Source organism: Pseudomonas sp. WSY_20 (assembly GCF_043104335.1).
GTDB classification, from domain to species: Bacteria; Pseudomonadota; Gammaproteobacteria; order Pseudomonadales; family Pseudomonadaceae; genus Aquipseudomonas; species Aquipseudomonas parafulva_B.
The window spans coordinates 35,328-50,047 of record NZ_JBICKP010000013.1 but is presented as its reverse complement, the minus strand read 5'-3'; the positions used below and the strand labels follow the sequence as shown (position 1 = coordinate 50,047).

Annotated in this window: 11 protein-coding genes; 7 read left to right on the top strand and 4 right to left on the bottom strand. The window is 64.9% G+C overall.

The window, feature by feature from the left end; all coding sequences use genetic code 11:
• Positions 1 to 38 precede the first annotated feature (38 nt).
• The 3 genes from ACF8E5_RS02140 to ACF8E5_RS02130 form a co-directional block, all read right to left on the bottom strand.
• The gene (locus ACF8E5_RS02140) at positions 39 to 1,358 is read right to left on the bottom strand and encodes an MFS transporter (RefSeq protein WP_392474852.1); all 1,320 of its coding nucleotides are present in this window, start codon (positions 1,356 to 1,358) and stop codon (positions 39 to 41) included.
• A gap of 74 nt (positions 1,359 to 1,432) precedes the next feature.
• The gene (locus ACF8E5_RS02135) at positions 1,433 to 1,906 is read right to left on the bottom strand and encodes a histidine kinase (protein ID WP_392474851.1); all 474 of its coding nucleotides are present in this window, start codon (positions 1,904 to 1,906) and stop codon (positions 1,433 to 1,435) included.
• 153 nt (positions 1,907 to 2,059) lie between these two features.
• Positions 2,060 to 2,536 (bottom strand): sigma-70 family RNA polymerase sigma factor, encoded by a 477-nt coding sequence (locus ACF8E5_RS02130; protein WP_058602651.1) that lies wholly within the window; start codon positions 2,534 to 2,536, stop codon positions 2,060 to 2,062.
• Between the two features lie 211 nt (positions 2,537 to 2,747).
• Here ACF8E5_RS02130 and ACF8E5_RS02125 point away from each other — a divergent pair, with 211 nt between their 5' ends.
• Genes ACF8E5_RS02125 through ACF8E5_RS02115 form a run of 3 tightly spaced genes read left to right on the top strand, consistent with a single transcriptional unit; the run spans position 2,748 to position 7,294 of the window.
• Complete coding sequence (locus ACF8E5_RS02125) at positions 2,748 to 3,917, top strand: efflux RND transporter periplasmic adaptor subunit (protein WP_392474850.1); 1,170 nt, start codon at positions 2,748 to 2,750, stop codon at positions 3,915 to 3,917.
• A complete protein-coding gene (locus tag ACF8E5_RS02120) occupies positions 3,914 to 5,878 on the top strand; it encodes a MacB family efflux pump subunit (RefSeq protein WP_197844778.1) in 1,965 nt (654 codons plus the stop codon). Before ACF8E5_RS02125 ends, ACF8E5_RS02120 begins: the two co-directional genes overlap by 4 nt.
• A gap of 3 nt (positions 5,879 to 5,881) precedes the next feature.
• Positions 5,882 to 7,294 (top strand): efflux transporter outer membrane subunit, encoded by a 1,413-nt coding sequence (locus tag ACF8E5_RS02115; RefSeq protein WP_392474849.1) that lies wholly within the window; start codon positions 5,882 to 5,884, stop codon positions 7,292 to 7,294.
• A 249-nt stretch (positions 7,295 to 7,543) separates the two neighbouring features.
• Here ACF8E5_RS02115 and ACF8E5_RS02110 read toward each other — a convergent pair whose 3' ends face one another.
• Complete coding sequence (locus ACF8E5_RS02110; protein ID WP_392474848.1) at positions 7,544 to 9,172, bottom strand: PvdJ/PvdD/PvdP-like protein; 1,629 nt, start codon at positions 9,170 to 9,172, stop codon at positions 7,544 to 7,546.
• A 211-nt stretch (positions 9,173 to 9,383) separates the two neighbouring features.
• On the opposite strand from ACF8E5_RS02110, the gene ACF8E5_RS02105 reads away from it, so the two are divergent.
• From ACF8E5_RS02105 to ACF8E5_RS02090, 4 genes are read left to right on the top strand one after another with little or no spacing between them, the layout of a single operon-like run.
• A complete protein-coding gene (locus tag ACF8E5_RS02105) occupies positions 9,384 to 10,730 on the top strand; it encodes a dipeptidase (protein WP_058602646.1) in 1,347 nt (448 codons plus the stop codon).
• A gap of 16 nt (positions 10,731 to 10,746) precedes the next feature.
• Positions 10,747 to 12,033 carry an aminotransferase class V-fold PLP-dependent enzyme gene (locus ACF8E5_RS02100; RefSeq protein WP_392474847.1) on the top strand — a complete coding sequence of 429 codons (1,287 nt, stop codon included), beginning with the start codon at positions 10,747 to 10,749 and terminating at the stop codon, positions 12,031 to 12,033.
• Between the two features lie 37 nt (positions 12,034 to 12,070).
• A complete protein-coding gene (locus ACF8E5_RS02095) occupies positions 12,071 to 12,973 on the top strand; it encodes a formylglycine-generating enzyme family protein (protein WP_078478832.1) in 903 nt (300 codons plus the stop codon).
• Positions 12,974 to 13,000: 27 nt separating this feature from the next.
• Positions 13,001 to 14,650 carry a cyclic peptide export ABC transporter gene (locus ACF8E5_RS02090; protein ID WP_058639758.1) on the top strand — a complete coding sequence of 550 codons (1,650 nt, stop codon included), beginning with the start codon at positions 13,001 to 13,003 and terminating at the stop codon, positions 14,648 to 14,650.
• The last annotated feature ends 70 nt before the right edge of the window (positions 14,651 to 14,720 follow it).

Genomic DNA, 14,720 nt, shown 5'->3' with positions numbered 1-14,720 from the left:
CGGCCAGGGCGTGCTCGGAAACGGCAGGGTCGCACGTGTCAGGCCGTGCGCGAGAGCTCAAGCCCAGGTTCACCCGCCGCCAGGGGCTCTCGGCGCCCGAAGTACACCGCCGTCATTACCCCTACCCCGCCCATCACCAGACAGAAACCCACACATACCCAAGGGCTCCATGGCATCAGTGCGATAAGCGCCAAGGGCGTGATACTGGCCCACAGCGCATAGGCCACGTTGTAGGTGAACGAAATACCCGATACGCGAATCTGCGCGGGGAACAGCCCGACCATGACCGAGGGCACCACGCCCACCACGCCGCACGACAAGCCCGCCAGGGCATAGGCCACCCATGTCATGCCCCAGTGCCCGATCAGGCTGGCATAGAGCACGCCGATCCCCAGGGGTAGCAGCACGCTGTACAGCAGCAGCGCCCGCCACGCGCCCACGCGGTCTACCAACAACCCGGCAAGCACACAGCCCAGATTCAGAAACACGATGCCCACGCTGCTCAGGGCAAAGGTATCCCCGGCACTCATGCCAAAGCGCTGCTGCATGACCGTCGGGGTGATCACCACCAGCACCACCACTGCCGAGGTCAGCACGCAGGTCAGCAACGCCGCTGGCGCCAAGGCACGTTTATGTTCGCCAAGCACCTGTCGCAAGGGAAACTTCACCGGGGCCTGCTGGCTGCGCAAGGCCACAAAAACCGGCGTTTCACTCAGCCAGCGGCGCAACCACACGCCGATGACCCCGAACACGCCCCCCAGCAGGAACGGATAACGCCAGGCGTAGCTGAGTATTTCCTCGGGCGAGAACACGTGGGCCAGCAAGGTTGCCGTCAGGGCGCCCAGCAGATAGCCGAACGTGAGCCCGGCCTGCAGAAAACCCAAGGCATAGCCGCGTCGCCCGGGCGGTGCATGTTCGGCAACGAAGGTCCAGGCACTGGGCACTTCACCGCCTACTGCAGCCCCTTGCAGAATGCGCAGAGCCAGCAACAACAACGGCGCCGCGTAGCCGATGTCGGCATACGTCGGCATGACGCCGATGAGCAGGCAAGGCAGCGCCATCAACAGAATGCTGAGGCTGAAAACGCGCTTGCGGCCCAGGTGATCCGCGAAATGCGCCATCAGGATGCCACCCAATGGCCGGGCCAGGTAACCGGTGACGAAGATGCCGAAACTTTGCAGCAGCCGTAGCCATTGAGGCATTTCGGGCGGGAAGAAAAGCTGGCTGAGGGTCAGGGCAAAAAAGACGAAGATGATGAAATCGTAGATTTCCAGCGCGCCGCCCAGCGCAGCCAGGCCCAGCGTCCTGTGGTCACGGCGGGTGAACCGGGGTGGACGAGCGGTATCGGTGGCAGTCATGGCAGGTTTCGCAGCAATGGTCAAAGGCCGGAGGATAGCAAATAGCGACCCGATTGCCCCCTACCCTGCCCGGCTCAGCGATGAAAGACCGTCTGGGCCAAGTTGCCGGGCGCTCTGGGGCCCGCCCTGCGTAGCCCGTCCGGCATAGGTAAGGTGCCCACCACCACGGGGGCGTCGATGATGGACATGAACGACGCCAGGGCATCATCGTCAGGTACGTGGGGCAGGCTCAGGCTGACCGCCTGGCGCTCGGCCTGGGGCACCGCAGGCACCTTCAGCTGGGCGCAATGGTAAAGCAGGGCATGCTGGATCTGCGTGCTGACCCGGCAAAACCGTGCCAGGTCTACGCCTGCGTGGCTGGTCAATTCGATGTTGCCCAGCAGCAGGTGGAAGGGCTGCAAGGCACCGAGTACCAGGCGCTGCAGCTCCTCGAAACTGTCGACAGGGGCAATACGGTAATACCCCAGACCATTGAGCATACGCTCCAGTTGCAGGCGTTGGTGCGGGTGGGCATCGGCAATCAGGATACGCAAGGACTTGTTGGCCATGGTCGGACCTGCACAGTGGTAGGAGCGCCCAAGACCTGGCCGAGCCCGTCAAGCCCATGCCAGGTCCGGCATTGATACCCCTAGATACAAGCCGGGAAACCCTCGGAAAGCAAGCGGCGGCCCAACAGAATGTGCAGTTTGCGCGGCGTGCCGTCAGGACTCCCACTGGCGCATGCGTTGCCGGCAGTGTTTCATGGCATTGACGATGTGCTTCTCCACCAGGCTACGCGACAGGCCCAGCCGCTCGGCGATCTGCGGGTGGGACAAGCCTTCGAGCTTGCGCAGCAGAAAGCTGTCACGGCATGGCTTGGGCAATTCGTCCAAGGCGCGCTTGAGCAGGTCCAGCCGCTGGGCGTGGTGCATGTCCTGGGACCAGACCGTGTGCTGCCACTGAACGCCCTCGTCGAGCACTTCCAGCGGTTCGGTCTGGCGAATCAAGTGGCGCCGATGTCGATCCACCACCAGATTGAGCGCGGTGCGATAAAGAAACGCGCGGGGGTGTTCGATCACTTGCGCATCGACACGCTCCAGTACCCGAACGTAGGCGTCATGGGCCACATCTTCGGCAGCCTGGCGGCTGCCAAGGCGTGCGCTCAGGAAATTGACCAACTCGCGATAATAGTGTTCCACGGCGGCACCCTGAATCGCCCGATGAAGGCCCCGCGCAGCCCAGATGGTCGCAGGTGATATCAAATTGGAATCTTACAAATTATCATTAACCGCAGCAACCGACGTCGGTCGCCTGCCAAGGCTAAATTCAACACCATGACCTTCGTTTAACGGGGACCTGCCTGCGCACAGGCATTGCTTGCGCTCAGGCCCACTTCGGCTGGAAGTCCCCATGAGACGTGCACCCGCTACTCGCCACCGCCTGCTTCTGGGCGGCTTCGCCCTGCTGAGTCTGGGCAGTCTTCTGGCCTGGAGCACCCTGCCCCTGGGCGCGGTACCGGCCAATACCGTCACCGTGACGCGTGCAGACATTGAAAGCAGCGTCACCGCGCTGGGCACGCTGCAACCCAGGCGCTATGTGGATGTTGGCGCACAAGCCTCCGGGCAGATTCGCACGCTTCACGTCGAAGCCGGCGATACCGTGCGCAAGGGACAACTGCTGGTGGAGATTGACCCGTCAACACAGCAGGCGCGCGTGGATGCCGGGCGCTTTTCCATCGACAATCTCAAGGCGCAGCTCGCCGAGCAGCGCGCCCAGTTCAAACTGGCCAAGCAGCAGCTCGCCCGCCAGCGCAGCCTGGCCGATGCCGGCGCCACCCGCGAAGAGGATGTGCAGGCGGCCAATGCGCAGCTCAGCGTCACCCAGGCGCGTATCGACATGTATCAGGCGCAGATCCGTCAGGCCCAGGCGAGCCTGCGCAGTGACGAAGCCGAATTGGGCTACACCCGCATCTACGCCCCGATGGATGGCACCGTGGTGGCGGTGGATGCCCGTGAAGGCCAGACCCTCAATGCCCAGCAGCAAACCCCGTTGATCCTGCGCATCGCCAAGCTCTCGCCCATGACGGTGTGGGCGCAGGTATCGGAGGCCGACATCGGTAAGGTCAAGCCTGGCATGACGGCCTACTTCACGACACTGGCAGGCGGCAAGCGCCGCTGGAGCAGCCGCGTCAGGCAGATCCTGCCGATTCCACCCAAGCCGCTGGAGCAAACCAGCAGCGGTGGCGGTAGCCCGGCGAGCGCGACCAATGGCGCCACCGGTACTCAGGTGGTGCAGTACACCGTCTTGCTGGATGTGGAGAACCCTGACGGTGCGCTGATGGCCGAAATGACCACGCAAGTGTTCTTCGTCGCCGGGCAGGCCAGCGGTGTACTGACCGTACCCCTGGCCGCGCTGGACGAACGCGATGGCATGCACATCGCCCAGGTGCTCGCCCCCGATGGCCAGGTGCAACCGCGTCAGGTACGAACAGGGCTTAGCGATCGCCTGCGTGTGCAGGTGCTCGAGGGCCTGGGCGAAGGTGAGCGGTTACTGATCGGCCAAGCAGTGGAGGCTAGATGACCACGCCCCTGATCGAACTGCGCGACATCTGCAAGGCTTACGGCGGCTTCGGCACCCCCAGGGTGGACGTGCTGCGGGGTATCAGCGTGCGTATTCATCCCGGTGAATTCGTTGCCATCGTTGGCGCTTCGGGCTCCGGAAAGTCGACCCTGATGAACATCCTCGGTTGCCTGGACCGTCCCACCCGCGGCAGCTATCACTTCGCGGGGATGGACGTGGCCGAGCTGGGCAACGATGAACTGGCGTGGCTGCGCCGCGAGGCCTTCGGATTCGTCTTTCAGGGTTACCACCTGATCCCTTCCGGCTCTGCGCTGGAAAACGTCGAAATGCCCGCCATTTACGCAGGCATCCCGGCCCAGGAGCGCCAGGTGCGCGCCGCGGCCCTGTTGGACCGGCTAGGCTTGGCAAGCCGCACTGCCAACCGCCCGCATCAACTCTCGGGTGGTCAGCAGCAGCGGGTGTCGATTGCCCGCGCCTTGATGAACGGTGGCCACATCATCCTCGCCGACGAGCCCACCGGTGCCCTGGACAGCCACAGCGGCAAGGAAGTCATGGCCTTGCTGGACGAGCTGGCCAGCCAAGGCCATGTGATCATCCTGATCACCCACGACCGCGATGTAGCGGCCCGCGCGCACCGGGTCATCGAAATTCGCGACGGCCTCATGATCAGCGACTCGGCCGACCAGCGCGACGGCGCAGTCCGCCACCCCGGCCTGCAGGCCGATGATCTGCGTCAGCGCCTGGGCCAGGGGGCGCAGCTGCGCGGCGCCTGGAAAGGCGAGCTGGTCGAAGCACTCCAGGCAGCTTGGCGCATCATGTGGATCAATCGTTTTCGCACCGCGCTCACCTTGCTGGGCATCGTCATCGGAGTAGCCTCGGTGGTGGTCATGCTGGCCGTGGGCGAAGGCAGCAAGCGCCAGGTGATGGCGCAGATGGCCGCGTTCGGCTCCAACATCCTTTATCTCAACGGCAAGCCGGCGACACTCGGCGAGCCGGCAGGTACCGTCACCCTGGACGATGTCGCCGCCATCGGCCAGTTGCCGCAGGTCAAGCACGTCATGCCCGTTATCGGGGAAAAGCTCATGGTGCGCCAGAACAACACCAGCCAGATGTTCTACGTGGGCGGCAACAACACCTGGTTCGAGGACATTTTCAACTGGCCCGTGGTCGAGGGCTCATTCTTCAGCCAGGCCGACGAAGCCGGCGCGGCGGCAGTCGCCGTGATCGGCCAGAAAGTGCGGGAGAAGATGCTGGGCGATCATGCCAACCCGATCGGCCAATACCTGCTGATCGGCAACGTGCCCTTCCAGGTGATCGGCATACTGGCGGGAAAAGGCGCCAGCTCCGGCGACCAGGACAGCGACGGACGTATCGTGGTGCCGTACTCGGCCGCCGCCATCCGCCTGTTCGGTCATCGCGACCCCGACTACATCACCATCGCGGCGCGCGATTCGGCGCAGGTCAACGGGACCGAGGCGGCCATCGATCACCTGTTGCGCCAGCGCCACCAGGGCCGCCACGACTTCGAACTGACCAACGATGCGGCCTTGATCCAGGCCGAGGCACGCACCCAGAGCAGCCTGTCGTTGATGCTCGGCGCCATCGCGGCCATCTCGCTGCTGGTGGGCGGCATTGGGGTGATGAACATCATGCTGATGACCGTGCGCGAGCGTACCCGCGAAATTGGTATCCGCATGGCCACCGGAGCGCGCCAGCGCGACATCATGCGCCAGTTCCTCAGCGAGGCGGTCATGCTGTCGATGGTGGGCGGGCTCAGCGGCATCGTCCTGGCCCTGGTCGTCGGCGCCGGCTTGATGCTGGCCGATATCGCGGTGGCCTTCGCGCTGCCTGCCATGCTTGGCGCTTTTACCTGCGCTGTGATCACCGGCATCGTGTTCGGCTTCATGCCCGCACGCAAGGCCGCCCGACTCGACCCGGTCAAAGCCCTTACCAGCGAATAAGCCATGCCCTTGCCAAGCCGCATCAGCCTGTTGACCCTCTACCTGGCGCTCGCCGGGTGCAGCCCGCCCACTCTGCCCCAGGCAGAGGTCCAGCTGCCAGGGGCCTGGCAGGGCCCGACACGCGCTTTCAGTGAGGGCGATAGACCGGCGCGTCAGTGGTGGCAGTCCTTCAACAGCCCCGAACTGGACAACCTGGTGCAACGCGCCCTGCATAACAGCCACGACCTGGCGGCCGCCACCGCGCGCATCCGCCAGGCCAGAGCCCGCGCTGCCATCGCCAATGCACCCTTGCTGCCAGCGGTCGAACTGGGCGTGGATGCCAGCCGCCAGCGGCTGCTCAAGGGCGAGGGTTATAACGACCTCGATGCCACCAGCAGCCAGCGCACCAGCACCGCGTTCGATACCCAGCTCAGTGCCAGCTATGAAATCGATTTCTGGGGCGGCCTGCGGGCTAGCCGCGACAACGCCCTGCACGCACTGCAAGCCAGCCGCTTCGACCGGCAGACGGTGCAGCTGAGCCTGCTCAGCGACATTGCCAACACGTATCTGCAGGGCCTGGCCCTGGCCGAGCAACTGCGCATCGCCCAACTGAACCTGGACAATGCACGGGGCATCTTGCGCCTGGTCCAGGCGCGTCAGCGCGCAGGCTCGGCAACACGCCTGGAGCTTGCCCAGCAGCGCAGCCTGGTCGCGGCCCAGGCGCGTCAGATCCCCCTCTTGGTGCAACGCGTGCAAGACGCCCGAATCACCCTCGCGACATTGCTCGGCGACCCGGTGCAGCAACTGCCAACAAGCCGTCAGCCGTTCGCCAACGTGGCCTGGCCGACGGTCGACAGCGGCCTGCCCAGCGACCTGCTGACCCGTCGCCCCGATATTGCCGCCGCCGAGGCCCGCCTGGCAGCGGCCAATGCCAACGTGCAGGTGGCCCGAGCGGCCATGCTGCCCAAGGTAACCCTTGGCGCCACCCTTGGCAGCGGCGCCCGCACCTTCGCCCAGACACTGGAAAGCCCCTATTACACCCTGACCTCCGGCCTGCTTGCGCCGATTTTCGACAACGGCAAGCTGCGCGCCTCCCGCGACCTGGCCGAGGCCGAGCAGGCCGAATTGCTGGAGCAGTATCGCAGCAGCATCCTCGCTGGCCTGAGCGATGTGGAGAAGGCGCTCAATGCCCTTGACGGTGTCGACCGCCAGCGTCACTGGCAGGACGAAGAAGTGCGACAAGCCCAACTGGCCTTTGACCTGGCCGAACAGCGCTACGGGGCAGGCGCCGAGACCGTGCTGACCGTACTGGAAACCCAGCGCACGCTGTATACGGCCCAGGACCAGCAGGCAACGCTACGCCTGGCCCGCCTGCAAGCGAGCGTGGCGCTTTACAAGGCGCTGGGTGGTGGGTGGTGGGTGGTGGGTGGGAGGTGATGCACCCTAGGCGCAACGCGGAGCTCGAAAAACGCCAGGATCGCCGAGGCCGCGGCGCAAGGCCACTCCCACACGGGCTAACCTTTAGATGCGATGCAAGGCAGTTGCTTCGGTATAGTCCTGGAGCGGCCTCGCCAGGGCGCCAGACCGACCGCGTTGGGCTGCGCAGCAGCCCCAAGAACCCAGCGTCGCAGCGCATATTGTCGGGGCCGCCTTGCGTCCCATCGCTGCATGAATTGCCCCAGGCCCTTACCGCGACGCCCGCATCACCTTCAGATGCCGGGCATACCACGGCCGCTGCGGCACCTTGGGCCGTAACGCGGCGAAGCGCTCGTCTTCGGCATAGATGATACGCAGGGCCAGCTTCATGGTCTCCGGGTCCATCTCCACGCTCCGCCCTGGGCGCAAACCGGGCACTGTAGAGCACCCATGGGTATCCGGCCCCAGCCAGGGGTCGGCGACCTCTACCCAGCGCCCCGGCGCGAACCAGGGCACGCCGTTGACCTCCAGGCGCCGCACCTCACCAGGATGAAGCCGTTCATGGGCCTGGAACCAGTCCTCGATGCGGTCGTCGATCCAGCCATGAAAGCGCCAGAACACCGGGTTCACATGGGATGAAAAAGGGTCGCCGAGAAAATCGTTCTCGGCGCCATACCAGCGCTGGGCATAGTCGTCGGGCGTGCGCGCCATCGGCACCGGCATGCCGTTGGCCGGATCGCGCGGCACCGAGGCCCAGCGCATGTGCAGCCAGTCATGCAGGCCCAGCTCCAGCTCCGAGCCAAGCTGCCCCAAGGTCAGCGTACTGAGGTAATGAGGATCGCCATAGCGCGACTCCCAGACCTGGAAGTTGCCGTAGAAGGTGTCCGGGCTCTTGATGTCGCGCACCCACTGGGCGTACTCCTCGTCATCATCGGCCAACCATGTAGGCGGCAAAGCATTGCCGTCATGGTTGTCGAAGTAGGCCGCAAACCCTGCGCGGTCGCGCTCGAGCGCCGGTTGGGGCAAGGGAAAGCGCGGCCACGACGGTAAAGGCTCGATGGCCCTGGCGTTATCCAGCATGTGCCGGTGCATGAACAGAAAGTCCTCGCCGGAGCCGTTGCGGTCCTTGTGCCGGCCCCGGGCATCACGCTCGCGCGCCCTTGGCCCTGGCTGCCAGCCCAGCCCTCGCAGCGCACCGCGCTTTTCGTCATTGAGCTTGTGCCACTTGTCCCGCGACGCATGCCACAGCTGGTGAAACAGCCGGTGTTCCGGCGCGATCAACTTGGCCAGCAACGGCGCCGACAACGGCGTGCGCTCCCGCGCTTCGGGAAAGGTTTTTTTCAGCGCCAGGAAACGGTTGTCCTGCACAGGCAGCGCCAAGGGCCGCTCCAATACCGCCACGTGCCCGCTCAAGGTCGCAGGCCCTGCGTTGCCGTATGCCCCCCAGACCTCGTCAAGCACAACCTGGCACTCGTAGCGTGCCCCAAGCGGGTTGGCGTCCGTGGCCAACAGCCGCCAGCGTAGCGTCCCTGGCTGATCGAGCAACAAGTCAGCCACCACCCGATAGCGTGGCTCCAGGGTGCTGCGCAAACGTTCAGGTGTGTCGAGGTAGCCGCGCAAACCCCGCCCGCTCCAAGCCACATCCAGGAACAGCTCAAGCTCCCCTGGCGGCACGCCGGCAAGCCCGGCCTCGCGGCCTTGAGGTGTCCAGTGCCAGATACCGCGCAAGGTGTCGCCCAGTTGCCTGACAGGCGTATCGGCGAGTTCCACCACCGCCTCGCCAGGGGTCTCAGGGTATTGCTCTTCACTGGCTCGCCGCCGCTGCAGGTACCGCGCGCCTGGCACTGCCATACCCGTCAATGCCACACCGGCGATGAACCCGCGTCGAGAAATCGTCATTGCCCTACCTGTGCTTTCACTTCGGCCATGGAGCACGGCCCATCCAAGGCTAGGACGTGGCCCGGCGGGCGAAATTTAGCGCTGCAGTGCGCGCTGGCACCTGCCTTCAGCCAGGCCGCGGGGGCTTAAATTTCTGCCATCGCAGCTCGTTCCCTCCAGGTAGCGGCGGCATCCAAGCCCATCCCTCGACGGTGAACCTACTGAGACCAAGATGACGACACCACGCTGGAAGAAAGCCCTGTATATCAGCCTGGCCGCGGCCGTGGCCGCCGGTGCCGGGTGGGCGGCCTGGGACTACCTCGACACGCCGGCAGGCTACCCCAGGGAGGTCATGCGCCAGGCCAATGACCTGCAGGAGCGCCTGCTTTCGTTCGACAGCCACATCACGCTGCCGCTGACCTTCGGCACCGAAGGCAGCGAAGCCGACCAGGACGGTGCGGGGCGCTTCGACCTGAACAAGGCAGCGCGCGGGCGCCTGTCTGCCGCTGCCCTGACCCTTTTCGCCTGGCCCGAATCCTGGACCGGCGACAATGGCCCACACCGCCCTACCCCCGGCTTCGTCGAGGCCGCCCGCCATACGCAAGAGGTGCGCTACAACGCCATCATGGGCATGGTCCGCGACTTTCCCGAAAGGGTGGGCATTGCCTATACCCCACAGGACATGCGCAGGTTGCACGGCGAAGGCAAGTTTGCGGTGTTGCTCAGCATGCTCAATGCCTACGCACTGGGCGACGACCTGGACCAGCTGGACCGTTGGGCCGCCCGCGGCATGCGCCTGTTCGGCTTCAGCTATGTGGGCAACAACAGCTGGGCCGACTCCTCGCGCCCGCTGCCCTTCTTCAATGACACCGTCGATGCACTCGAAGGCCTGTCACCCATAGGCAAACAGGCGGTACAGCGCCTGAACGATCTGGGGGTGGTCATCGACGTGTCGCAGATGTCCAGCCAGGCACTGGCCCAGGTCGTGGCGCTCAGCCGGGCACCGGTGGTGGCGTCGCATTCAGCGCCCCGGGCGATGGTCGACATCCGCCGCAACCTGTCGGACAAGGAAATGCAACTGATCAAGGACAGCGGCGGCGTCATCCAGATCGTCGCCTTCTCCACCTACCTCAAGCCCTTGAGCAGCAAAACCCAGCAGCGGCTCAACGCGCTGCGCAGCGACTATGCCCTGCCGCCCCTGGCCGACCTGAACTACGCCCTCATGCCGGGCGACCCTGTCATCGCGGGCTGGCCTGAACAGAAAGTGGGCCAGTACGCCAATGCGTTGTACGCCATCCTCGACGAAGAACCGCCAGCCACGCTCAAGGACTACGGCGACGCCATCGACTATGCGGTGCGCAAGGTCGGCATCGACCATGTCGGCCTGAGTTCGGACTTCAACGAAGGCGGCGGCATCGACGGCTGGCAGGATGCCAGCGAGGCCCGCAACGTTACGGCCGAACTGATTACACGGGGTTACTCCGAAGCTGACATCAGCAAGCTGTGGGGCGGCAATTTCCTGCGTGTCTGGCAGCAGGTACAAGCGGCAGCGGCCCCTGGCGCCACCCCCTCCCGATGATGATGCGAGCCCTTAGATGAACGACCGTCGCGCCTTTCTGAAGCAGGCCAGCCTGCTCGCTGCCAGCCTGCCACTGGCAGGGCACTTGATAGCCGCCGCCCAGGCCGCGCCCACACCCGCCACAGGCGCTGACGCCTGGGCGGGCTTTCGCAGCCTGTTCAACCTCGACCCGGCCTACGCCCACTTCGCCAACTTCCTGATCACGTCGCACCCAAGACCGGTGCGCGAGGCCATCGAGGCCTTGCGCGCGCAATTGGACCGGCACCCGGCACGGCTGGTGGACTGGGACAGCCAGTCGGAATGGAAACACGAAGCGCAGGTGCGCGAAGCGGCGGCCCGCTACCTGGAAGTCGCCCCGCGGCAAATTGCCCTGACCGGCAGCACCACCGAGGGGTTGGGCCTGATCTACGGTGGGCTGAAGATAGCACCCGGGCAAGAGATCCTGACGACGGTGCACGAGCACTCCGCAGCGCGCCACACCCTGGACTTTCGCACCGCCCGCGACGGCACCCCGGTACGCCGCCTGCGGCTGTTCGACGAGCCGTGGAACCTGTCCACCGACCAGGTGCTGAGCACCATCAAGGCGGCCATCAACCCCAAGACCCGCGCGCTGGGCATGACCTGGGTGCACTCGGGCAGCGGCGTGAAGCTGCCGGTCGGCGCCATCGGCGAACTGGTCCGCGAAGCCAACCGCGACCGCGCCGAGCATGAGCGCATCCTGTACGTCATCGACGGCGTACATGGCTTTGGTGTCGAGGACATGCGCTTTGCCGACCTGAACTGCGACTACTTCATTGCCGGCACGCACAAGTGGATGTTCGGCCCACGCGGCACAGGGATCATCTGCGCTGCCACCACCGCACTCGATAACCTGAACCCGCTTATCGCGACCTTTTCCGAGGACGAGGATTTCGCCACCACCTTCACCCCAGGCGGCTATCACGCCTTCGAGCATCGGTGGGCGCTGGGCACAGCCTTCGACTTGCACCTGCAGCACGGCAAGGCCGCCATCCAGGCACGCATCCACGGCCTCAACAACTACCTCAGGCAGCGGCTCGAAACGTTACCGGGCGTGCAGCTGGTCACGCCGCGCAGCACCCGCCAATCGGCTGGCTTCACCTTCTTTCGGGTGGCCGACCAGGATGCCGACGAGGTCGCCGCCTACCTCAACAGCCAGCGCATCGTCGTCGATGCGGTATCGCGCGACGTGGGACCGGTGGTGCGCACTGCACCGGGCCTGCTCAACACCGAAGCCGAAATCGACCGGCTGATCGCCGTACTCACGCCACGCTTGCGCCGCTGAACCCCTCATCCAGACCACCGATCACGGACTTATCACCATGCCCAACCTGCCTTGCGCTTCACCCAAACCATTGTCCAGCAGACTGTACAAGCTAGGCGCTGCCTTAGTGCTCGGCCTGCTGGCCTGCCCTGTTGTCCACGCAGGCGAAGCGATCAAACCCGGTAGCGTTTTCAAGGACTGCCCACATTGCCCGGAAATGGTGGTACTGCCCGCCGGCAGCTACCTGATGGGTACCCCGGAGGATGAAGTGGGCCGCGAATACGACGAAGGCCCGCAGCACACCGTGACCTTCGCCAAGCCGTTCGCGGTGGGCCGCTTCCCGGTCACCGCAGGCGAGCTGGATGCGTACATCCGGGAAACCGGGGTCAAAATCGCCGATGGCGACACCCGTCCTGGCCGCTTCTGCAAGGCCAGCAAACCCACCTATAAGCAGGGCCCTCGCCAACCGGCGGTGTGCATCAGCTGGTTCGACGCCGATGCGTACGCTCAATGGCTGACGAAAAAGACCGGGCACACCTACCGTCTGATCAGTGAGGCGCAGCGCGAATACGCCGCCCGGGCCGGCTCCACCGGCCCCTTCCCGTTCCCCTTCGACAACAACGACGAGAAGGCCTACAGCATCAGCCAGCACGCCAACACCTACGGCCCCGCCGATGGCTACTCCTACACCGCGCCCGTGGGCAGCTACCCGGCCAACGCCTTTGGCGTGTACGACATGCATGGCAATGTCTACGAGTGGACGGCCGATTGCCTGAACCCTGACTACGAGGGTGCGCCTGCCGATGGCAGCGCCTGGAAGACCGGCAACTGCGAGAAGCGCGTCATGCGCGGCAACGACTGGGGTGAGGCCCCGGTGTTCTCGCGCTCGGGCAACCGCAACAACCGCTCCCCCGAGGTGCGCGGCGACTTCCTTGGTTTCCGAGTCGTCCGCGACCTCTGACAGCCCCACGCGATTGAGGAGAAACACATGACCCATCAACCTCGTGGCGCCGTCAGGGAACTGTTCGCCCTGCTCAAGCCGTTCTGGCCCCTGGTCACGGTTTGCATCGTCCTGGGCATGATCGGTGGCCTGAGCGTCACCGCTCTGCTGGCCACCATCAACAGCAGTTTGCACAGCGACGCCGGCCTGACCCAGGGCGTGGTGCTGGGCTTCGCCGGCCTGTGCCTGCTGGCGCTGCTCAGCTCGATTCTGTCCGACATGGGCACCAACTACGTAGGCCAGCACGTCATCGCGACCTTGCGTCGTCAGCTGGGTGAAAAGGTGCTGGCCGCACCCATCGACCAGATCGAGCGTTACCGCAGCCACCGGCTGATCCCGGTACTGACCCATGATGTGGACACCATCAGCGACTTCGCCTACGTCTTCGCCCCGCTGGCCATCTCGCTCACCGTGACGCTGGGGTGCCTGGGCTACCTGGCCCACCTGTCGTGGCAGATGTTCCTGGTGATCCTGGTGGCCATCGGCGTGGGAACCGTGTTGCAGTTCATCGCCCAGGCCAGGGGCATGCGTGGCTTTGAAGCCGCCCGAGAAGCCGAGGACGACTTGCAGAAGCACTACAGCGCCATCGCCGAAGGCGCCAAGGAATTGCGTATTCACCGTCCACGCCGTCAACGGATGTTCAGCCACGGCATCCGCGACACGGCCAACCGGATTTGCGCCACCCAGGTCCGCTCGATCAACACCTTCGTGATCGCCAAGACCCTGGGCTCGATGTTGTTCTTCGTGGTCATCGCGGTGGCGCTGGCCCTGCAATCGTACTGGCCCTCGGCGGACAAGAGCGTTACCAGCGGTTTCGTGCTGGTGCTGCTGTACATGAAGGGCCCGCTGGAGCACCTGATCAGCACCCTGCCGATCATCGGCAAGGCCCAGATCGCCTTTCGCCGCATTGCTGCGCTGTCCACGCAGTTCTCCTCGCCCGAACCACACCTGCTGCTGGACGACGCACGCAAGCCAGCCCTGGCCATGAACTCGCTCGAACTCAGGGATGTTCGCTACACCTTCCCTGCCGTGGAGGGCGCCGAGCCCTTCCAATTCGGGCCGGTAAACTTACAGGTCGAGCAAGGCGACATCGTGTTCATCGTCGGTGAAAACGGCTGCGGCAAGACCACCCTGATCAAGCTGCTGCTGGGCCTGTACGCCCCGCAGGCCGGAAGCATCGTGCTCAACGGCCAGCCCGTGACGGCCCAGACCCGCGATGACTATCGCCAGCTGTTCACCACCATCTTCGCCGACTACTACCTGTTCGACGACGTGATCCAGGGCGACCAACCGCTGCCCGATGACGCAGGGCGTTACCTCAGGCGGCTGGAGATCGACCACAAGGTGAGCATCCGCGACGGGGTGTTCAGCACCACCGACCTGTCTACCGGCCAACGCAAGCGCCTGGCGCTGGTCAGCGCCTGGCTGGAGGAGCGGCCCGTCCTGGTGTTCGATGAATGGGCCGCCGACCAGGACCCGACGTTCCGGCGGATCTTCTACACCGAGCTGCTGCCAGACCTGAAGCGGCTAGGCAAGACCATCATCGTGATCTCCCACGACGATCGCTACTTCGATATCGCCGACCACTTGGTGCGCCTGCACCGCGGCAAGATCGCGCCAGCACTCCACCCCGCCTGATCCGTTGTAACCGGACTGAAACTTTTCTTTCCGGTTTTCCTACGCTGATGCGTCTCACTGAGCAACTAAT